Origin of the sequence: Cupriavidus phytohabitans (assembly GCF_000426345.1) — a bacterium.
In the GTDB taxonomy this organism is placed as follows: Bacteria; Pseudomonadota; Gammaproteobacteria; order Burkholderiales; family Burkholderiaceae; genus Cupriavidus.
The window spans coordinates 12,160-31,455 of record NZ_AUFE01000021.1 but is presented as its reverse complement, the minus strand read 5'-3'; the positions used below and the strand labels follow the sequence as shown (position 1 = coordinate 31,455).

General features: G+C 69.3%; 16 protein-coding genes. 3 read left to right on the top strand and 13 right to left on the bottom strand.

Annotated features, from left to right (window positions below):
• Nucleotides 1-31 precede the first annotated feature (31 nt).
• The 7 genes from K309_RS0116780 to K309_RS0116750 all read right to left on the bottom strand — a co-directional run bounded on the left by K309_RS0116780 (nt 32) and on the right by K309_RS0116750 (nt 8,602).
• Complete coding sequence (locus K309_RS0116780) at nt 32-1,048, bottom strand: response regulator (RefSeq protein WP_029047523.1); 1,017 nt, start codon at nt 1,046-1,048, stop codon at nt 32-34.
• Nucleotides 1,049-1,105: 57 nt separating this feature from the next.
• The gene (locus tag K309_RS0116775; RefSeq protein ID WP_029047522.1) at nt 1,106-2,137 is read right to left on the bottom strand and encodes a chemotaxis response regulator protein-glutamate methylesterase; all 1,032 of its coding nucleotides are present in this window, start codon (nt 2,135-2,137) and stop codon (nt 1,106-1,108) included.
• Nucleotides 2,134-4,440, bottom strand: coding sequence for a hybrid sensor histidine kinase/response regulator (locus K309_RS0116770; protein WP_029047521.1), 2,307 nt, complete (start codon nt 4,438-4,440; stop codon nt 2,134-2,136). Before K309_RS0116770 ends, K309_RS0116775 begins: the two co-directional genes overlap by 4 nt.
• Nucleotides 4,437-5,165, bottom strand: a complete 729-nt coding sequence (locus tag K309_RS0116765) for a chemotaxis protein CheW (protein WP_029047520.1) — start codon at nt 5,163-5,165, stop codon at nt 4,437-4,439. Before K309_RS0116765 ends, K309_RS0116770 begins: the two co-directional genes overlap by 4 nt.
• Nucleotides 5,158-6,432 (bottom strand): CheR family methyltransferase, encoded by a 1,275-nt coding sequence (locus K309_RS0116760; RefSeq protein ID WP_029047519.1) that lies wholly within the window; start codon nt 6,430-6,432, stop codon nt 5,158-5,160. The genes K309_RS0116765 and K309_RS0116760 overlap by 8 nt, the downstream gene beginning before the upstream one ends.
• On the bottom strand, nt 6,429-6,902 hold the full coding sequence (locus tag K309_RS0116755; RefSeq protein ID WP_029047518.1) for a chemotaxis protein CheW: 474 nt from the start codon (nt 6,900-6,902) through the stop codon (nt 6,429-6,431). The genes K309_RS0116760 and K309_RS0116755 overlap by 4 nt, the downstream gene beginning before the upstream one ends.
• 65 nt (nt 6,903-6,967) lie before the next feature.
• The gene (locus K309_RS0116750; protein ID WP_304413085.1) at nt 6,968-8,602 is read right to left on the bottom strand and encodes a methyl-accepting chemotaxis protein; all 1,635 of its coding nucleotides are present in this window, start codon (nt 8,600-8,602) and stop codon (nt 6,968-6,970) included.
• Nucleotides 8,603-8,904: 302 nt separating this feature from the next.
• Between K309_RS0116750 and K309_RS0116745 the strand changes: the two genes are divergently transcribed.
• From K309_RS0116745 to K309_RS0116735, 3 genes are all read left to right on the top strand, one after another.
• The gene (locus K309_RS0116745) at nt 8,905-10,233 is read left to right on the top strand and encodes a putative bifunctional diguanylate cyclase/phosphodiesterase (RefSeq protein ID WP_029047516.1); all 1,329 of its coding nucleotides are present in this window, start codon (nt 8,905-8,907) and stop codon (nt 10,231-10,233) included.
• A 311-nt stretch (nt 10,234-10,544) separates the two neighbouring features.
• Nucleotides 10,545-13,328, top strand: coding sequence for a DUF6600 domain-containing protein (locus K309_RS0116740; RefSeq protein WP_029047515.1), 2,784 nt, complete (start codon nt 10,545-10,547; stop codon nt 13,326-13,328).
• Nucleotides 13,329-13,399: 71 nt separating this feature from the next.
• Complete coding sequence (locus K309_RS0116735) at nt 13,400-14,008, top strand: J domain-containing protein (RefSeq protein WP_029047514.1); 609 nt, start codon at nt 13,400-13,402, stop codon at nt 14,006-14,008.
• Between the two features lie 17 nt (nt 14,009-14,025).
• Here K309_RS0116735 and K309_RS0116730 read toward each other — a convergent pair whose 3' ends face one another.
• The 6 genes from K309_RS0116730 to K309_RS0116705 all read right to left on the bottom strand — a co-directional run bounded on the left by K309_RS0116730 (nt 14,026) and on the right by K309_RS0116705 (nt 19,260).
• Nucleotides 14,026-14,496 (bottom strand): DUF1801 domain-containing protein, encoded by a 471-nt coding sequence (locus K309_RS0116730; RefSeq protein WP_029047513.1) that lies wholly within the window; start codon nt 14,494-14,496, stop codon nt 14,026-14,028.
• Between the two features lie 129 nt (nt 14,497-14,625).
• Entirely contained in the window at nt 14,626-15,798 is a 1,173-nt protein-coding gene (locus K309_RS0116725) for an ABC transporter substrate-binding protein (protein ID WP_029047512.1), read from the bottom strand.
• A 99-nt stretch (nt 15,799-15,897) separates the two neighbouring features.
• A complete protein-coding gene (locus K309_RS0116720; RefSeq protein WP_029047511.1) occupies nt 15,898-16,605 on the bottom strand; it encodes an ABC transporter ATP-binding protein in 708 nt (235 codons plus the stop codon).
• Nucleotides 16,592-17,356, bottom strand: a complete 765-nt coding sequence (locus K309_RS0116715; RefSeq protein ID WP_012356559.1) for an ABC transporter ATP-binding protein — start codon at nt 17,354-17,356, stop codon at nt 16,592-16,594. The genes K309_RS0116720 and K309_RS0116715 overlap by 14 nt, the downstream gene beginning before the upstream one ends.
• Entirely contained in the window at nt 17,349-18,386 is a 1,038-nt protein-coding gene (locus K309_RS0116710) for a branched-chain amino acid ABC transporter permease (protein ID WP_029047510.1), read from the bottom strand. The genes K309_RS0116715 and K309_RS0116710 overlap by 8 nt, the downstream gene beginning before the upstream one ends.
• Before the next feature lie 10 nt (nt 18,387-18,396).
• On the bottom strand, nt 18,397-19,260 hold the full coding sequence (locus tag K309_RS0116705) for a branched-chain amino acid ABC transporter permease (RefSeq protein WP_029047509.1): 864 nt from the start codon (nt 19,258-19,260) through the stop codon (nt 18,397-18,399).
• Nucleotides 19,261-19,296: the final 36 nt, after the last annotated feature.

Here is a 19,296-nt window from a genome sequence, read left to right as displayed (position 1 = left end):
CGTCATGGCAAAGGTTTTGGCGCGATCGGGCTCATCCCTGAGGCAGCGACATCATGACCTGGTTGCGCCCGTTGCGCTTGGCCTGGTACAGCCCCGCATCGGCGACTTCCACCAGCCGGCTCGACGGCTCGCCGGCCTGCGGCACCAGCAGCGCGCCGCCGATGCTGACGGTCACGCAACCGCCGGTGGGCGAGCCGCTGTGCGCAATGGCAAGGTCCTGCACCGCGCGCCGCACTTTCTCGGCCAGCAGACGCACGCCGCCGGGCGAGGTTCCCGGGAGCACCATCGCGAACTCTTCGCCGCCGAAGCGCGCGGGCAGGTCCGATGCTCGCGTGCAGTTTTCCCTGAGCACGGCGGCCACGCGGCGCAGCACGTCGTCGCCGGCGACGTGGCCGTAGGTGTCGTTGTAGGCCTTGAAGGCGTCGACATCGATCATCACCAGCGCCAGTTGCGTCTGCTCGCGCTGCGCGCGGCGCCATTCCGCGCCGAGGTATTCGTCGAAGTAGCGGCGGTTGGACAGCCCGGTGAGGCCGTCCGAGTTGGTCAGGCGCTGCAGTTCCAGGTTGGTCTCGAGCAACTGCTGCTGGCTTTGCCGCAGCGCGCGGTAAGCTTCGTCGCGCTGCAGCAGGTTCAGGTACGAACGCGAGTGGTAGCGGACACGCGCGATCAGCTCGATGCTGTCGGGCAGCTTGACCAGGTAGTCATTGGCGCCGGCGGCGAAGGCCGCGCTTTTCATCGAGGCCTCTTCCTTGGTCGACAGCACGATGATCGGGATATCGCGCGTGGCGGCGTTATCGCGGTACTGGCGGACCAGTGTCAGGCCGTCGAGACCCGGCATGACCAGGTCCTGCAGGATCACTGTGGGCCGGGTGCGCTGCGCCACGGCGACGGCTTCGTCGGGCTGCGAGCAATAGTGGAAATCGATGTCGGACTCGGTGGATAGCGCACGGCGTACCGCTTCGCCGACCATGGCCTGGTCGTCCACAAGCAGCACCATGACCGGGTAGTCCGATGCATTGGCGGCGAGGGCAGGTCGTTGGGAGTTCATGCTGTCATCCTGGGATGTTGTTCGCCCGGGATGAGCCCGGGAAGTGTTCTGGCAGTTTCATGGCAGCGGCGCGGCCGGGCCGCTGCGGCCGCACGCCTGCACCAGCCGTGGCGCGATGCGGCCCAGCGGCAGGATCTCGGCCGCCGCGCCGAGCGCCGCCGCCGCCTTCGGCATGCCGTACACGGCGCTGGTGGCGCGGTCCTGTGCGATCGTCAGGAAGCCGCGGTCGCGCATCGCTTTCAGGCCGACTGCGCCGTCACGTCCCATGCCGGTCAGCAGCACGCCGACCACATCGCCGCGCCAGTGTTCGACCACGCTTTCAAAGAAAACGTCGATGGAGGGCCGGTACAAGTAGTCGGTCGGCTGTTCGGTATAGACCATGCGCGTCGGGCCGGCCAGGCGCAGGTGGTCATTGGTGCCGGCCAGCAACACCGTGCCGGCCTGCGGCGTGTCGCCGGCGCGGGCGATGCGCACCGGCAGCGCGCACTGGCCGTCGAGCCAGTCGGCCATGCCGGCGGCGAAGGCCTCGTCGACGTGCTGTACAGCCACCACCGCCGCGCCGAAGTCGGCCGGGAGCGCGCCCAGCAGCGCCGCCAGCGCGGCCGGACCGCCGGCGGAGGCGCCCAGCGCCACCAGGCGCGGCGCGGCGACGGCGCGCCGCGCGGCTTGCAGCTTATGCTGCGGGATCGCGCGGCCAGCCAGCAACTGGCCGATATTGCGCATCTTGCGCAGCAGCGGGCCGGCGGCGAGCCGCGCATCGGCTTCCGTCAGCGTGGGCGTATCGACCGCGTCGATGGCGCCGTAACCCATCGCGTCGAACACCCCCGCGGCATTGCGGCCGAGATCCATGGTGACCACCACGATCGCGCAGGGCGTGGCGGCCATGATCCGGCGCGTGGCTTCGACGCCGTCCATTACCGGCATCAGCAGGTCCATCAGGATCAGGTCCGGCGTGCGGGCCGCGGCCATCTGCACTGCCTGTTGGCCATCGGCGGCGATCCAGGCGATCTCGAAGGCGGGATCCAGCGCGATGGCACGGCGCAGCGCCGCGACCGCGAGCGGAGAGTCGTTGACGATGCCGATTTTCATGAGCGTGCCTCGCCGATCAGGTCCTGTACCGCGTCGAGCAGCGCGGCATCGTGGAAACTGCCCTTCGCCAGATAATAGTCCGCCCCTGCTTCCAGGCCGCGCTGGCGGTCCTGTTCGCGGTCCTTGTACGACACCACCATCACCGGTAGCTGGCGCAGCGCGGCGTCATGGCGGATCCTGCGCACCAGTTCGATACCGTCCATGCGCGGCATGTCGATATCGGTGATGACCAGGTCGAAAGGCTCGGCACGCAGCACGTTCCAGCCATCCATGCCGTCGACCGCCACCGCGACATCGTAGCCGCGCCCGGCCAGCAGCTTGCGCTGCAGTTCGCGCACTGTGAGCGAGTCGTCGATCACCAGCACGCGCCGCGCGCGCGCTTGCAGGCCGGCTTCGGCGGCGTGGCGCACGCCTTCAATGCGGCCTTCGGAGACCAGCTTCTCGACCGAGCGCAGCAGGTCTTCCACGTCGAAGATCAGTACCGGCATGCCGTCGTCGGTCAGGCTGCCGGCGGCGATGTCCTTTACCTTGCCCAGCGCGGCAGGCAGGGGCTGTACCACCAGCAGCCGCTCGCCCAGCATGCGGTCGACCGCGATGCCGTAGGTACGCTCGCCCTCGCCAATGATGATCACCTGCACGTCATCGCGCTCATGCGCAATGGTCTCCGCGCGCTGCATCACTTGCGCCGCGCTGACCAGGCCGATGGCACGGCCTTCATGCCGGAAATGCTGATGGCCTTCGGTCTGCTCGATCTGAGCGCGCCCGATCGCGGCAGCGCGCAGCACGCGCCCGAGCGGAAAGGCATAGGCCTCGCCCGCGACCTCAACCAGCAGCGTGCGCACGACCGACAGCGTCAGCGGCAGCTCGAGCTGGAAATGCAGACCCTGGCCCGGCTGCTGCGTCAGGCACAGGCTGCCGTGCACGCGCCGCACCATCTCCTGCACCGCGTCCAGGCCCACGCCGCGGCCGGACACTTCCGACACTGTGTCGCGCATGCTGAAGCCGGGCAGGAGCAGGAAATCTAGCAACTCCGCCTGCGACAGCCGCGCCGCCGTCTCTTCCGAAGCCAGGTTGCGGCGCACGATCGCGCGCCGCAGCGCGTCCACGTCGACGCCCCCGCCGTCGTCAGATATCTCGATCACCAGCCTGCCGGCGTTGTGGCGGGCCTGCAGCGTGACCCGGCCTTCGGCGGGCTTGCCCGCAGCCTGGCGCACCGCGGGCGGCTCGATGCCGTGGTCCACCGCGTTGCGCAGCAAGTGAGCGAGCGGGGCGTCGAGCGCTTCCAGGATGTCGCGGTCGACCTGCGTGCCGGCGCCGACCAGCTCCAGATGCACCGGCTTGCCGAGCGTGCGCCCCAGGTCGCGGACCATGCGCGCGTAGCCGGTCAGGCCATCCGCGAGCGGGCGCATGCGGGAGCCCAGCGCGCTGTCATAGAGCCGGCGCGCAAGGCGCGTGGCGCGGTGGTCGTACTCGTCGAATTCGTCGGCCCGCCGCGACAGTTCGCCATGGCCGTCGTCGAGCATCTGGCGCAACTCGGCCAGCGCCGTGCGTGCGCCGGCGTTGTCTCCGAGTGCGTCGCGCAGCGCATCCTGCAGCGCATCGGCGGCGCGCAGCGCGCGCGCCTGCTGGCGCCTGGCCTTCTGCAGCGCCTGGCCGAATGGCCGCAGCCAGTGCGATTCGACCATGGCCTCGCCGGACAGGGCGAGCAATTGGTCGAGGGTATCGGCGTTGACGCGCAGCATGCGCTCCTGCGGCTCGCCGGGGACGGCTGGCTCTGGCACCGGCGCCTGGGGCTGTGGGATGGGTGCGGCTGGCGCTGGCGGTACAGCGGGCGCATCGTCTGGCGGCCCTGTCCTTGAGCGCGCGCCTGGCGCGGCCGCGACGGGCGGCAAGGCCAGGCCGCCATCCAGCATGCCCAGCCGCTGCACGATCGCGTCGATCTCGGCGCGGCCAGCACCGTCGGCCCAGCCCGGGTCGCCTCCGCGCGGATGGCCGATGTGCAGCAGCAGGTCGGTGCCTTGCAGCAGCGCGTCGATATGCGCGGCCGCGAGCGGCATGCCGCCTTGCGCGGCGACCAGGCAGTCTTCCATCGCGTGCGCCAGGCGCACGGCCGCATCGAGTCCCACGATGCGTGCCGCGCCCTTGAGCGAATGCGCCGCGCGCATGCACGCCTCCAGGTGCTCGGCCGCGGCCGGGTTGCGCTCGAGCGCCAGCAGCCCGGCGTTGAGGATCTCGGCCTGCGATTCGGCCTCGAGCGCGAACAACTCGAGCAGCGAGGCGTCGCGCAATTGTTCGGGATTCATGCCAGGCTCCGTGCCAGTGCCTGGCGCAGCGGAGCCGCGTCGAGCAGGCCGATGCTGCGGCCCTGGTCCAGGAACAGCGCCTGCGTGTACCGTGCCGAGGCGCGGCCCAGCGTGGCCGGCAGCGGCTGCAGCGCGGACCCGGGTACGCGCACCACGCCGGAAACCTCGTCCACCGGCAGCGCGAGCGCGGCGCGGCCCTGCCCGAGGATCAGGAAGCGGCTGCCTGCGGCCCTGTCCTCCTTGCCGGCCTTGCCGGTGGCTGGCATGGCGCTGCCAGCGCCGAACAGCCGTGCCAGCGACAGGCACACCAGCAGGTTGCCGCGCACGGCCGCCAGGCCCAGCACGGCGGCATCGCGCCGGTGCGGCAGCGAATGCACCGGACCCGGCGCGGTGACTTCGCCCAGTGCCGCGGTCGGCAGCGCCAGCCATTCTTCGCCGATGCGGAAGACCAGGCACGACAGCGCCGTGCCGTGTCCCGCCAACGGATCGTCTGTTCCCACGGCGACGGTTGCCGCGTCGGGCAGTGCATCGTCAAGCTGGTCCAGCTGCTGCGCATCCAGCAGCATGGCCGCGGCTTGCGCGTAGGTCGGACAGTTGCGGCAGTGCGCATGCTGGACCAGTGCCGGGCAGGAGCCGTCGCCGCGCACGCCGATGCGGCGCCAGCAATCGTCCACTGCCATGGTGGCCGCGGCGGTTCTGCGGTAGATGCCTTGCGGTTCAGCCATGGTGCTTGCGGGGGTGGCGTTGCGCGCGCTGGCGCAGGCGCATGGCGCCGTCATGGTCGCCTTCGGTGTCGAGCAGCGCGGCCAGGTGGTAGAGGGTCTCCTGGTGCGCCGGATCCAGGTACAGCGCCTTGCGGTAGGCGGCGTGCGCCTGCGCGGTGCGTCCGGCGGCATCGTGCAGCACCCCCAGCATGCACCAGGCGCCGGCGGCGCCGGCATCGGTGCCGATGCGGTCGAGCAGTGCCTGGCAGCAGGCGGCGGCGGCCTCCAGTTCACCGCGGTCGGCCATGCCGGCGATACGGGCCAGTTCGGCGGTAGGCGCATTGCCGGTCATGACCGAGGCGGCCGGTGCGCCGGCCGCCGCGGCTGGCCGCGCGGGCACCGGCCTGGGCGGCACCGGCGAGCGTGGCTGGCGCGGCGGCGCAGCCATCCTTGCCAGCTGCGGCGGATGCGCGACGGCGGCCGGCGCGGCGCGCGGCGAGGGTTTGCGGAAAGCAAAGGTCAGCGGCAAGCCGACCGGCACCAGCCCCTGCGTGCTCAGCAGGCTGGCCTCGGCCGGGCCGACGAAAAGCAGGCCGTCGGCCATTGTCAGCCGCGCCAGCGTCTGCACGGCGCGCCGCTGGTCGGACGCATCGAAATAGATCAGCAGGTTGCGGCAGAACACGAAGTCATAGGGAGGTTCGCCGGCGAGCAGGCCGGGGTCGATCAGGTTGCCCTGCAGCAGCCGCACCTGTGCACGCACACGCGGGTCCAGCGCGTAGCCGGCGGGGCCGGTCGTGAAATAGCGGTCGCGGAAATCCAGCGGGCCGCCGCGGAAGGCGTTGGCGCCGTACTCGCCATGGTGCGCGCGCGCCAGCGCGCGGGCGCTGATGTCGACGGCGTCGATGCGGAAGCGCGCCGCCGGGACGCCGGCATCGAGCAGTGCCATGGCGATCGAATAGGGCTCTTCGCCGGTGGAGCAGGGCAGGCTCAGCACGCGCAGCGTGCGCGTGCCGCTGGCAAGGGCGCGCTCGGCAGCAAGGCAGCCCAGCGCCAGCAGCGCCTCGCGATGCCGGAAGAACCACGTTTCGGGCACCACCACTGCCTCGATCAGGGCCTGGAACTCGCCCGCGGTACCGTGCAGCAGGCTCCAGTACGCCTGCGTGTCCGCCGCGTGCACCGCCTGGCTGCGCTCGCGCACTGCGCGCTCCACCGCGCCGCTGCCGATGGCATTGGCGTCCAGGCCGATGCGGGCCTTGAGCAGGGCTTCGATGTGCGTGGCAGTGCTCATGCGAGCTCTCCCGACGGATCGGCGAACAGCATCGCATGGATTTCGTCCGGCAGCAGGGCGTCGATGCGCACCCACTGCACCAGGCCGCGCGCGTCATGGCGCACCGGCCCCAGGTAGCGTGGGCTGGCGCCCGCGATGCCGCCATCGACGAAGGATTCGGCCGGGCAGCGCAGCATCTGCGTGGCCGACTCAAGCCGCAGGCCGAGCAGCCGCGGCGCGGCGGTGCCGCCATGGCGGTAGTGGACCAGCACCGTGCGCGTGCTGGTGCGCAGCGCCGCCGGCACGCCGGTCGCCAGCGCGGGCAGGTCTATCACCGGCACCGGCTGGCCGCGGCGCTCCATCACGCCGGCCACCCACGCGGGCGCGCCGGGGACCTGCTTCAGGCGCGTCAGCGGCAGCACCTCGGCGACCTCGGCTGCATCCAGGGCGTAGTGGTCAGCGCCAAGGCGGAACAGCAGGAAGAGCTTCATGGTCACGGGGCGGAGCATGGCAAAGGCGGCATGGCAAAGGCGGCGTGCCCGTCCGACGCTGCCGCCTAGACCTTGAAGCGCGAGACGCCGCTGCGCAGGTCGTTGGCGACCAGCGTCAGCTCGTCGATGGCCTGGCCTGACTGGCGCAGCGATTCGACCGTCTGCTGGGCGGCTTCCGACAACTGCATCAGCGCCTGGTTGATCTGCTCGGCGCCGCCGGCCTGGGCCTGCATGCCTTCGCTGACCATCACCACGCGCGGCGCCAGCGATTGCACCTGCGCGATGATCTGCGACAGCTGGTCGCCCACCTGCGTCACCTCCGACATGCCGCGGCGCACTTCCTCCGAGAACTTGTCCATGCCCATCACGCCGGCGGCAACGGCCGACTGGATCTCGCGCACCATCTGCTCGATGTCATAGGTGGCCACCGCGGTCTGGTCGGCCAGGCGGCGGATCTCGGTGGCCACCACCGAGAAGCCGCGGCCGTACTCGCCGGCCTTCTCGGCTTCGATCGCGGCATTGAGCGACAGCAGGTTGGTCTGGTCGGCCACCTTGGCGATGGTGGTCACCACCTGGTTGATATTGCCGGCCTTCTCGTTCAGCGTGGCGAGCTTGCCGTTGACCGAGCCGGCGGCGTCCATCACCTGCTGCATGGTGCCTTCCATGCGCGACAGGCCCACCTGTCCGGTGCCGGCCAGCCCGGCGGCCTGCTCGGCAGCGCTGGATACCTCATGGATGGTGCGCACCAGGTCGCGCGCGGTGGCCGAGATCTCGCGCGAGGTGGCGCCGATCTGCGTGGTGGTGGCGGCGGTCTCGGTGGCGGTGGCCTGCTGCTGGCGCGCGGTGGCGGCGATCTCGTTGACCGAGGTGGTGACCTGGATCGCGGTGCGCTGCGCCTGGCCCACCAGCGAGGTCAGTTCGCCGGTCATCTGGTTAAAGCCTTCCTCGACCTCCTGGAACTCGTCCTTGCGGCGCAGCGCCATGCGCAGGCGCAGGTCGCCGCCGCGGATGCCGGCGAGCAGGCCGACGATCGACTGCATCGGCACGGTGATCGCGCGCAGCAACAGGTAGCCGCACACCAGGGCAACCACCAGCGCGGCGATCAGCGCGGCCTCGATGCCGGTCTTGGCGGCGTTGACGGCGTCGTCGATGCCGCGCGCGGCGCGTGAACCGACGGCGCTGTTGTCGTCGACCAGGTGCTGGGCCGCCTTGCGCGCGGCGATCCAACGATCGTGCACGGTGCCGCGCAGCGCCGCGACCGCGGCCGCGCCGTTCCAGTCGCCGGACTGGGCCAGCACCTGCGCGGCCTGTTCATACTGGGCGCGCAGGTCGCGGTAAGCCTGGAACGCGACGCGGTCGTCGCTGCGCGTGATCGAGGACTCGTACTGCTGCTCGAGCTTGTCCAGGCGCGCCGCCGCGTCCTTGCCCTGATCCTGGAAACCGCGGCGCTCGGCGTCGTTCGAGGCATTGATGGTCTGCCAGGCAAGCACGTAGCGTTCGCCCCAGACTCCGCGGATTCCGGTGCTGTAGTTCAGCCCCGGCAGGGCGTCATGCAGCATCAGCGCGGTTTCGCGCTCGATCGCGTTCATTCGCGTATAGGCGACCACGCCCATCAGGGCCATGACCAGCAGGATCATGGAAAAGCTGGCCAGGATGCGGGTGCGGATGGTCCAAGCGTTCACGGTGAAGGTCCCGGTCATGTTCTTGTTCAGGAGGCGCAGTGGCGATGGGGCGCAAGACTGCCCGGGGCGGCCGCTGCTCGCATCGCCGCGTCCAGGGCGGATCTCCGGCGGCGTGGCGGCCGGCACGGCCCTGGTGCGCGGTAGGGTACTGTAAGCCGGAAGCCGATTCAACGCGCAACAGCACCGCAGGCTCGCCAGCGTTGCATCGCCGCATTGGGCTTACGGCTGCCGGCGGGAACTTCTTGATTTTTTCCAAGTTTTCGTCACACTTGCTAAATTGCTAGCGGGTAACAATGTCGACAATTACAGATGGGGCAGGGATGGTGGCCAAGTCCGGGGCGAAGGCGGCTGGCGCCTCGCCAGGCTCGGATCTCGATCCGCTGACCGGCGTTGACAATCGCCAGGGGTTTCTGAAGCGGCTGGAGGCGCGCCTGCAGGCAGAGGCGGTGCCCCGCTGCGCATTGCTGCTGATCGGCATCGACGATTTCCGCGCCTTCAACGATATGCACGGGCATGCCGAGGGCGACGTCATCCTGCAGCGCGTGGCCCGGCGCCTGCGCGACGCATCGCCGCGCGATGCCGTCATCGGCCGCGTTGGCAGCGATGAGTTCGGCGTGCTGCTGCCTTCCATTTCCGATCCCACGCTGGTCCGGCATGTCGGCGCGGCGATCCTGTCAATGCTGTCTTCCCCGCATGAGCACGGCGGGCGCCGCCACCATGTGCTGGCCAGCATCGGCGCCTGCGTGATCCCCGCCGCCGGCGAACTGGGCTCTGACGTCCTCGCCGCCGCCAGCCTGGCGCTGGCACGTGCCAAGCACGACGGCGGCCGCACCATCCGCTTCTTCAAGCCGCAGATGCGCTCGGACGTGACCGCGCGCCTGTCGCTGGTCCAGGCCCTGCACGAAGCCTACGCGCAGCGCCAGTTCGAGCTGCTGTACCAGCCGCAGGTCGACCTGCGTGACGGCCGCATCCGTGGCGCAGAGGCGCTGATGCGCTGGCGCCATCCGACCCGGGGCCTGATCGTGCCGGGGCTGTTCATCGACGCATTGGCCGCCAGCAGCATCGCCAGCGACGTCGGCATGTGGCTGCTGCAGACCGCATGCGCGCAGGCGCGCTCGTGGTCGCTGGCGTTTCCGCAGCCGCCGCGCGTGGCCATCAACCTGTTTGCCGCGCAGTTGTCCGAAAGCCGCCTTCTGACCGAGGTGCGCCACGTGCTGCGCGCGCTGGAGCTGGCGCCGGAGTGCCTGGAGATCGAGATTACCGAGACCATCGCGCTGCAACAGGGCGACGAGGTCTCGGACCAGTTGCAGGCGCTGCGCCGCGACGGGGTGACGCTGACCTGCGACGATTTCGGCACCGGCTATGCGTCGCTGAGCTTCCTCAAGTCGTTCCCGGTGGACCGGCTCAAGATCGACCAGTCCTTTATCCGCAATGTCACCCAGGACCCGGTCGACGCCGCGATCGTGCGCTCGGTGATCAACGTGGGCAAAAGCCTGCACATCGGCGTGGTCGCCGAGGGCGTCGAGACCACCGAGCAGCGCGACTTCCTGCTGGCCAACGACTGCTACGAGGCCCAGGGCTACCTGTACGGGCGGCCGATGCCGGCTGACAAGTTGACCGAACTGCTGCGCCAGCAGCAAGGCGGCTGATGCCGCCGCCAACCACCCGGCATGGGCCGCTTCGGCAATAGTTGTTTCCACCTTTGACGGCCGGCGTGCGGCCGCGCATCGCCGGCTGCCCGCCGGCCCGCCCGCTGCCTGCCTCGCACCCCGAAACGGCGCGGGCTGTCATGCCACATGGCGAAATACGCGCTTACAAAGTCCGCCGCGCGGGCCATGCTGCCCGGCTTCCCGGCAATGTATGGTGGCAATAGGATGGCGCATTGCCATTGGCTTCGCCGATCGCCCTCCGATCGGTGGGCCCGCGCCGCATCCGGAGTGTCTTGTCCCGACCTGAAATCATGTCCGAATCCGTCCAACCTGGTGGTACCCGTTCGCTCGCCGGCCCGCGCCGGCTTGCCCTGACCGCGCTCGCCGCCGCGGCGGCCCTGGCCGTGGCTGCTGCTGCACTGGCCCAGGTGCCGGCACCCGGCCAGCCCTACCTGGACGCGCCCATGGCCGACGCCCCGGTCGCGCAGGCCGACCCGTCCGCCCGCATTGCCACGCTGACCGCGGTCGAAGGCAACCTGAGCTTCGCGCCGGCAGGCTCGGACCAGTGGGCCGCCACTGGCCTGAACCGCCCGGTCACTACCGGCGACCGGCTGTGGATGGACGCCGGCGGCCGCGCCGAGCTGCATGCCGGTACCGTCGCCATGCGCATGGGCGGCGCCACCGCGGCCAGCATCCTGAACCTGGACGACGACACGACGCAGGTCAAGCTGACGCAGGGCACGCTGCAGGTGCGCGTGCGCGCGCTGCCGCAGGACCAGACCGTCGAGATCGATACCCCCAACCTGGCCTTCGTGCCGCGCGAGCCGGGCGACTACCGGCTCGACGTGGCGCCAGACGGCAGCACCACCACGGTGACGATGCGGCATGGCAGCGCCGTGGTCTACGGCGACAGCCGCTCGATCGAACTGCAGCGCGGCGACCGCATGCGCTTTGCCGGCACCGACCTGGCCGACGCCGGCGGCGGCCCTGTTGCCGAAGACAGCTTCGACCGCTGGACCGCGGCACGCGACGCGCGCGAAGACGCGTCGCCGTCGGCGCGCTACCTGCCGCGCGAAATGCCTGGCTACGCGGCGCTGGACGACTACGGCGACTGGCAGGAAGAACCCGCCTATGGCGCGGTCTGGTTCCCGCGCGTCGTCAGCGTGGGCTGGGCACCCTACAGCGTCGGCCACTGGGCGTGGATCGCGCCGTGGGGCTGGACCTGGATCGACGATGCCCCATGGGGCTTCGCCCCCTCGCACTACGGGCGCTGGGCCTATGTGGGCACGCGCTGGGGCTGGGTGCCCGGCCCGCGCGTGCGGCCGTGCTACGCGCCGGCGGTGGTCGCCTTTGTCGGTGGCGGCGGCCCAAGCTGGAGCAGCGTGCGCGTGGGCGGCGGTCCCGGCGTGGCGTGGTACCCGCTGGGCCCGCGCGACGCCTATCGGCCGGCGTACCGCGCCAGTCCCAGCTATGTCGCGCGCATCAACCGCGTCACCGTCAACAACTTCGTGATGGGCGACCGCGGGCGGCCCGCGCCTTATGCCAACCGCAACGTGCCTGGCGCGATCACCGGCATGCCGGCGCGCAATTTCGTCGAGGGACGCCCGGTGCGCGGCATGCACCGGGCCGAATGGCGCAACCTGCCGGCCGGCGAGGCACGCGGCGGTCCGCCGGTGGCGCCGGTCAAGAACAGCCTGGTCGGCGCCGCGCCGGTGCGGCAGCTGCCGCCGCAGGCGCGCCCGGGCTTCGAGCGCCAGGCGATTGCGGCGCATCCACCGGGACGGCCGGCCACCGATGACCTGGCCCGGCGCTTCGCCCGCGAGGGCGGTGTCGTCCCGGGGGCGGGTCCGGTGTGGCGCGGCAGCTCTGAGCCACGGCCGGGACGCCCCGGGCGCCCGGGGCGCGAGGTGCAGCCCATGCCGGACGTGCGCATGAGCCAGGCAGCGCTGGCCGCGCGCGAGCAGCAGCCGCGCGGCGGTCGCCCGGACCCGGCTCAGGGTCCGGACGGCTGGCGTGGCAATGGCCGTGGGCAGGGCTCGCGTCCCGACGACGGGCGCGGCTTTGCCGGCCAGCCCGATGCGCAACGCCAGGCGCAGGCCATGCAGCGCGAACAGCAGCAGGCGCGCGAGCAGCAGCGCCAGCAGCAGGAGGCGATGGAGCGCCGCCAGCAGGAACAGCAGCGCCAATGGCAAGGCCAGCCGGGCCGCGAACAGCAGCAGGCGCGCGAACTGCAGCGCCAGCAGCAGGAAGCGATGGAACGTCGCCAGCAGGAACAGCAGCGCGCGCAGCAACGCCAGTGGGCAGACGGGCAGGATCGCCCCGATCCGGCGCGCCAGTCGCAAGACATGCAGCGCCAGCGCTTCGAGCAGCAACGCCAGATGCAGGAGGCGCAACAGCGCCAGGCCCAGGACGCCCAGCAGCGCCAGATGCAGGAAGGCCGCCAGCGCCAGGCGCACGAGGCCCAGCGCCAGCAGATGGAGCAGCAGCGCCAGGCTCAGGACGCGCAGCGCCAGCAGATGGAGCAGCAGCGTCAGGCGCACGACGCCCAGCGCCAGCAGATGGACCAGCAGCGCCAGGCCGGCGAGCAGCAGCGTCAGCAGGTGGAGCGCCAGCGCCAGATGGCCGAGCAGCAGCGGCAGGGGCAGGAGATGCAGCGCCAGCGCTTCGAGCAGCAGCGCCAGATGCAGGAGGCCCAGCAGCGCCAGGCGCAGGAGGCCCAGCAGCGGCAGGCGCAGGCCGCCCAGCGCCAGCAGATGGAACAGCAGCGCCAGATGCAGGAACAGCACCGGCAGGTGCAGGAACAACAACGCCAGATGCAGGAACAGCAACGCCAGCAGGCCATGCAGCGCCAACAGGCAGAGCAGCAGCAACGCGCGGCTCAGGCGCAGCAGCGGGCAATGCAGGAGCAGCAGCGCCACCAGCAGGAGCAGCAGCGGGCAATGCAGGAGCAGCAGCGCCACCAGCAGGAACAGCAGCGGCAGATGCAGGACCGCCAGCGCCAGCAGCAGGAGCAGCAGCGCCAGCAACAGCAGCGCGCCCAGCACGACCGAGGGCAGATGGAGGCACATAACCGCGACGGCGACCGGCGCCAGTAGCAGCGATGCTCCCGATGGGTCGGCGCGCCGTGCTAGCATGATCGCCAGCACAGCAGCGCCCCCATCGCCCCATGACTACCCTCTACGCGACCTTAGGCGTGCAAGCCGACGCCACCCTTGACGAGATCAAGCGGGCATACCGGCGCGCCGCAATGAAATGGCACCCGGACCGTAACCTCGGCCGCGAGGCCGAGGCGCACGCGGCCTTCCAGGAAGTCCGCGACGCCTACGCGATCCTGTCCGACGCTGAACAGCGCCAGATCTACGACGAAGTATTCGAGCGCGAGATGCAGCGCTGGCAAGCGGAGCAGGAGGCACAGGAAGAGCAGGAGCGCGCCGCCCAGCGCGAGGCTCAGCGCGCGGCGCAGCGCGCGGCGCAGGAACAGTACGAGAAGATGGTCACCATCGCCATGCGCTTCGCCGATGACGGCCACAACCGCGATGTCCTGTTTGGCGTGCTGCTCGGCCGGGATTGCGAGGCGGAGCTGGCGGCCCGCATTGCCGACAGCGTTTCGGCCTTGCAGGCATCGCGGCAGGCAAGCGCAGCTGCCGAGCAAGCGCCCCAACCGGCAGCAGCGGGTTCAGCAGCGGCGTCAGGCCACGACACCACCGAGCGCCACAGGCGCCATCCCGGCGCCTTCGATTCGTTCTGGCACGGCCTGTTCGGCGTTCGCTCGTAGCCGCGCGCCGAAGGGCGTCATGGGCTCCAGCCGGGCATTGCCGATGCCTGCCGGATCCAGCTCCCCAGCTGTTCCTCGTCGATGTCGTCCTGCTCGTAAATATCGAGATAGCGGGTGTCCGGATCCTTGGACTCGCCGGGCGGCAGGGGCCTCAGCGCCGCGCCGCGGAAAAACGCCACCTTGATGTATTTCGTGAAGCAATGGAAGCTGAGGAACCAGCCCTGGCCCTCGACGCCATAGAACGGCGAGTTCCAGCGCACTGCCTTGCGCACCTCGGGGACATGGCGCACGATCAGCGCGTCGAGGCGGCGGCCGACATCGCTTTGCCAGCCCGGCATGGCGGCGATGTAGGCCTGCACCGGGGCATCGCCGTCCGCCTTGGCGATCTGGGGATTACCGCCGGAGAGCAGGCGGGGCTTTCCGGCGCTGTCCGTGGCAGCGGCCTTGCGTGCGATTTTCGCCGGCTTCCCTGGTGTCTGGCTGGCCATCGGCTTTCCTCCAACTGAGACGCGTAAGCCGGATCCTATCGGCTGCCTGCCAAAAGAAAAAGCCCCGCAGGCCGCGTGGCCTGCGGGGCATTTCAGGCGAGCTTTTTTGGGCCAGCCTGTCTGGACATCTTATTTGGCCAGCTCGGACAGGCGCACCTGCGAGATCTTGCCGTTCTGCACCCAGCCGACCACGGTATCGGCCATCGAGCCACCCTTGGCGTCGATACCATCGACTTCATTGGGATTGACCTCCTTGGCCAGCCCTTTCACCGCGTCGGGCATCTTTGCGCGGATCGCCGCGGCATCGCTGGTGGAGCCCGCCAGCTTCATGGCGCCGGCCAGCGCATAGACCATGGTGTAGTTCAGCGACATCTCGGTGGTCGCATCGCGGCCGTCATGCAGCTTCTTGTACTTGGCATTGAACGCCTGCGCCGCCGGGCGGTTGTCGTTGACCAGCGGCAGCACGCCGATCGAGCCCTCCAGCATCGACAGCCCGTTGGTGACCCTGGCCATCTCGTCCATCTTGGCCTGGTCCATCACGATAAAGCCGCCCTTGAAGCCCAGTTCGCGCGCCTGCTTGACCACCAGCGCGGTCGGCTCGGACGGGCCGCCGACGAACATCACGTCCGGCTTCTCGCTGATGGCGCGCGACACGCCGCTGTAGAAGTCGGTGGCCTTGGTGTACGACATCGGGTTATTGGCCACCACCTTGCCGCCGGCGGATTCCCAGGCCGGCACGAAGGCCTGCACCCAGGCCTTGGCATAGTCGTGGTCGGCCGGCGTCAGCGCCACGTTCTTGCCATAGCGCTTCATCTGCGCCTTGATGAACGGCTCGATATAGCCGGTGTAGGCCGGCGGGATGCGGATGGTCAGCTTGTTGCCCGCATCGGTGATGCGCGGCACGCTGGAATAGGCCATCACCATGAATTTTTCCTGCTCGTTGAAGGCCTGCAGCGCGAAGATGCCGCCCGAGTGCGGCACGAAGATCGCCGCGGTCTTGTGCTGCTGCACCAGCCGGCGGCCGTTGATGGCGGCCTCGGCGGGCGAGTACTTGTCGTCGAGCGCCACCACTTCCAGCTTGACCTTCTTGCCCTTGACTTCGAGCCCGGCGGCGTTGATTTCATCCACCGCCATCTGCACGCCCGACAGCACGTTCTTGCCATACAGCGCGGCGCCGCCGGACAGCGGGCCGGTATAGCCGATCTTGACGACTTCCTGCGCCAGCGCGGCGCCCGAAGCCAGCATCGCGGCCACGGCGGTGGCGGCCAGCGGGAAGATACGGCGCATGATGTTGCTTTGCATTGCTATGTCTCCTGGATGTACTGCGCTTGTCAGTTGCGGTTGTCTTCAATGACCCCTCTGTTTTCTCCCCTCTCCCGCTTGCGGGAGAGGGAGTGAAACCTACCCGCCGATATACGCCTTCCGAATCCCCTCATCCCTCAGCAACGTATCCCTGTCCCCCTCCATCACGATCTTCCCGCTCTCGATCACATACGCGCGATGGGCGATTCCCAGCGCCGCGTAGGCGTTCTGCTCCGCCAGCAACACCGTGGTCCCCGCGCGGTTGATGCGCTGGATGATCTCGAACATCTGCTTGACCACCAGCGGCGCCAGCCCCAGCGACGGCTCGTCCAGCAGCAGCGCGCGCGGCCGGCTCATCAGCGCGCGGCCCAGTGCCACCATCTGCTGCTGGCCGCCCGACAGCGAGCCGGCGGGGTCGTCCTTCTTCTGCTTCAGGATCGGGAAGAGTTCATAGACTTCCTCCAGCGTCTTGCGGATCCCCGCCCCGTCGCGCCGATGCACATACGCACCCAGCACCAGGTTCTTCTCCACGCTCATCGCCGGAAAGAGCTTGCGCCCCTCAGGGCAATGCACCAGTCCCGCCTGCACGATCTGCGACGGCTTCATGCCCGACAGCTCGCGCCCTTCGAAGCGCATGCTGCCGCCGCTGATGCGGTGGATCGCGCTCATCGCCAGGAAGATCGAGCTCTTGCCGGCACCGTTGGCGCCCAGCAGCACCACCAGCTCGCCGGCGCCGGCGTGCAGCGTGATGTTGTCGAGGGCGCGGAAGCTGCCGTACGACAGCGATACGCGTTCAAGCTGCAACATGGTCGGCTCCCAGGTAGGCCTCGATGACATGCGGATCCTGCTGGATCTGCGCGGGCGTGCCTTCGGCGATCTTCTCGCCGTAGTTCAGCACCATGATCTTGTCGGCCAGCCGCATGATCATGTCCATCTTGTGTTCGATCAGGCAGACCGTCTTGCCATGCCGCACCATCTTGCGGATCAGCTCGGCGAGGCCGACGGTTTCTTCCGGATTGACGCCACCCGCCGGCTCATCGAGCAGCAGCAGCTCAGGGTCCGTCGCCAGTGCCAGAGCGAAGGCCACGCGCTTGCGCGCTTCCTGCGTGATATCGGCGGCGACTTCATGCGCCAGGTGCGACAGGCCGACGAAGTCGAGCGCGGCCTCGGCCTTGTCGCGGCACAGGCGCTCTTCCTCGCGCAGCCGGCGCGTGTTGAACAGTACGTCGCCCAGCCCGGAGCGCGTGCGCAGCCGGTGGCCCACGATCAGGTTGTCGAGCACCGTGGCGCGGTCGAACAGCGCGGTCGCCTGGAAGGTGCGAGCGACGCCCAGCCGCGCAATCTGGTCCGCGCGCAGGCCGGCGACGTCCTGGCCCTTGAACAGGATCTGCCCGGAGGAAGGGGCATGCGTTCCCGCGACCAGGTTGAAAAAGGTGGTCTTGCCGGCGCCGTTGGGGCCGATGATGGCGTTGATGTGCCCCTGCTCGAAGGTCACCGATACATCGTGCACCGCGGTCAGGCCGCCGAATTTCTTGGTCAGGTTGCGGATCTCAAGCATGGTCGGCTCCGGCGCGGGTGGTCGGGACAGCGTTATTGCCGGCAGCGGCGGGCTGCACGGGCTGCGTGGGCTTGCCGCGGCGTGCGGCGGCGGCCTTGCGCGCCTGCTTCTTCAGGAAAGAACCCACGATGCCGTCCGGCACGAAGATGATCAGCAGGATCAGAACCGGGCCGAACACCAGCATGCGGTAGTCCTGCATGAACTGCAGCGACTGCGTGATCCACGGCACCAGCACCGCGCCCAGCAGCGGCCCGAAGATGGTCCCGATGCCGCCCACCAGCATCGACATCACCATGTCGAAGGTCAGGTCGGTGCGGGCGATGTCCGGTCCCAGGAAGCGCACCTGGCCGGCGTACAGTGCGCCGGCAAAACCGGCGTAACCCACCGACAGCACGAACGACAGCACCTTGGTGCGCATCAGGTTGATGCCCAGCGCTTCGGCCAGCGCATCGCTGTTGCGCACGGCCATGAAGCTGCGGCCCAGCAGCGAGGTGACGATCCGGTGCATCAGGAACGTGCCCACGGCCAGGAAGCACAGCACCAGGTAGTACTGCGCCTGCACGCCGTCGAACGCGAGCGGTCCGATCGCCGCCGGCACCGGAATGCCGATCAGTCCCACGGTGCCGTGCGTCAGGCTTTCCCACTTCTCGATCACCAGGTAGATGATGTAGCCGATGCACATGGTGAAGATCGAGAAGTAATGGCCCTTCAGCCGCAGCGACACCACGCCGACCACGTAGCCCAGCACCATGCAGACCACGCCGGCCAGCACGAATGCGAGCCAGAACGGCACCTGGTGGTCCACGGTCAGGATGCCCAGCGTGTAGGCGCCGATCGCCATGAAGCCGCCGTGCGCGAGGTTGAGCTGGCCGGTGTAGCCGGTGATCAGGTTGAGTCCGAGCGTGGCGATGGCATAGATGAAGGCCAGCGTCATCACGGTCAGGTAGTAGCTGTTGGGCGTGACCAGCGGGAACGCGATGGCCAGGGCCAGCAGCAGCATCCAGCCGGTCTTTCCTTGCAGTGCTTTCATGTCGTACTCCTCAGGCTGCCTTGCCGGCAAACAGGCCCTGCGGCCGGATCGACAGGATCACCACCAGCAGCACGAAGGCGATGATGTCCTTGTAGTCGGTGGAAACGTAGAAGCCGCCGAAGCTCTCGGCCATGCCGATGATCAGCCCGCCGACGATGGCGCCGGGGATGCTGCCCATGCCGCCCAGGATGATGATGACGAAGGCCTTGGTGATCACCAGGTTGCCCATGCTCGGGTAGACCAGGTTGATCGGCGCGTACAGCGTGGCGGCGATCGCGGCCAGGGCGCCGGAGATGGCAAAGACCAGCAGCGTGACGCGCGTGGCATCGATGCCGACCAGCGCGGCGCCGTCGCGGTTCTGCGCCATTGCCATGATGGTGGCGCCGGTCATGGTGCGCGTGAGGAACAGGTGCAGCAGCACCATCAGCGCGAACGCGGCGCCGATGATCAGCAGGCGCTGCAGCGGCGCGGTCAGGCCGAAGATATCGACGATCTGGCCATACGGTGTCGGCATGCGATGGAAGTCCGCGCCCCACAGCGCCTGCGCGCCGGCTTCCAGGAACAGCAGGATGCCGATGGCCGCGATCATGTCGTGCAGTTCGGGCGAGTTGCGCAGCGGATGGAACACCAGCCGGTCGGCCAGCATCGACAGGGCCGCCACCACCAGCGCGGCGCCCACCATCGCCAGCCAGTAGTTCACGCCCAGCGTCGTCATCAGGTAGTACGACACATAGGCGCCGGCCATGTAGAACGCGCCGTGCGCGAAATTGGGCACGTGCAGGATGCCGTAGACCAGGGTCAGGCCAAGCGCCACCAGGCTGTAGACGCCGCCCAGCGTCAGGCCGTTGAGTATCTGTTGAAGGAACAATGCCACGGGGTTACCTCATGCGGTTCGCGAATCGGAAATCCA

Coding starts and splice junctions, on each gene's coding strand:
- K309_RS0116780 (WP_029047523.1), bottom strand. CDS start 1,048: ATGAACTCCCAACGACCTGCCCTCGCCGCCAATGCATCGGACTACCCG.
- K309_RS0116775 (WP_029047522.1), bottom strand. CDS start 2,137: ATGAAAATCGGCATCGTCAACGACTCTCCGCTCGCGGTCGCGGCGCTG.
- K309_RS0116770 (WP_029047521.1), bottom strand. CDS start 4,440: ATGAATCCCGAACAATTGCGCGACGCCTCGCTGCTCGAGTTGTTCGCG.
- K309_RS0116765 (WP_029047520.1), bottom strand. CDS start 5,165: ATGGCTGAACCGCAAGGCATCTACCGCAGAACCGCCGCGGCCACCATG.
- K309_RS0116760 (WP_029047519.1), bottom strand. CDS start 6,432: ATGAGCACTGCCACGCACATCGAAGCCCTGCTCAAGGCCCGCATCGGC.
- K309_RS0116755 (WP_029047518.1), bottom strand. CDS start 6,902: ATGAAGCTCTTCCTGCTGTTCCGCCTTGGCGCTGACCACTACGCCCTG.
- K309_RS0116750 (WP_304413085.1), bottom strand. CDS start 8,602: ATGACCGGGACCTTCACCGTGAACGCTTGGACCATCCGCACCCGCATC.
- K309_RS0116745 (WP_029047516.1), top strand. CDS start 8,905: ATGGTGGCCAAGTCCGGGGCGAAGGCGGCTGGCGCCTCGCCAGGCTCG.
- K309_RS0116740 (WP_029047515.1), top strand. CDS start 10,545: ATGTCCGAATCCGTCCAACCTGGTGGTACCCGTTCGCTCGCCGGCCCG.
- K309_RS0116735 (WP_029047514.1), top strand. CDS start 13,400: ATGACTACCCTCTACGCGACCTTAGGCGTGCAAGCCGACGCCACCCTT.
- K309_RS0116730 (WP_029047513.1), bottom strand. CDS start 14,496: ATGGCCAGCCAGACACCAGGGAAGCCGGCGAAAATCGCACGCAAGGCC.
- K309_RS0116725 (WP_029047512.1), bottom strand. CDS start 15,798: ATGCAAAGCAACATCATGCGCCGTATCTTCCCGCTGGCCGCCACCGCC.
- K309_RS0116720 (WP_029047511.1), bottom strand. CDS start 16,605: ATGTTGCAGCTTGAACGCGTATCGCTGTCGTACGGCAGCTTCCGCGCC.
- K309_RS0116715 (WP_012356559.1), bottom strand. CDS start 17,356: ATGCTTGAGATCCGCAACCTGACCAAGAAATTCGGCGGCCTGACCGCG.
- K309_RS0116710 (WP_029047510.1), bottom strand. CDS start 18,386: ATGAAAGCACTGCAAGGAAAGACCGGCTGGATGCTGCTGCTGGCCCTG.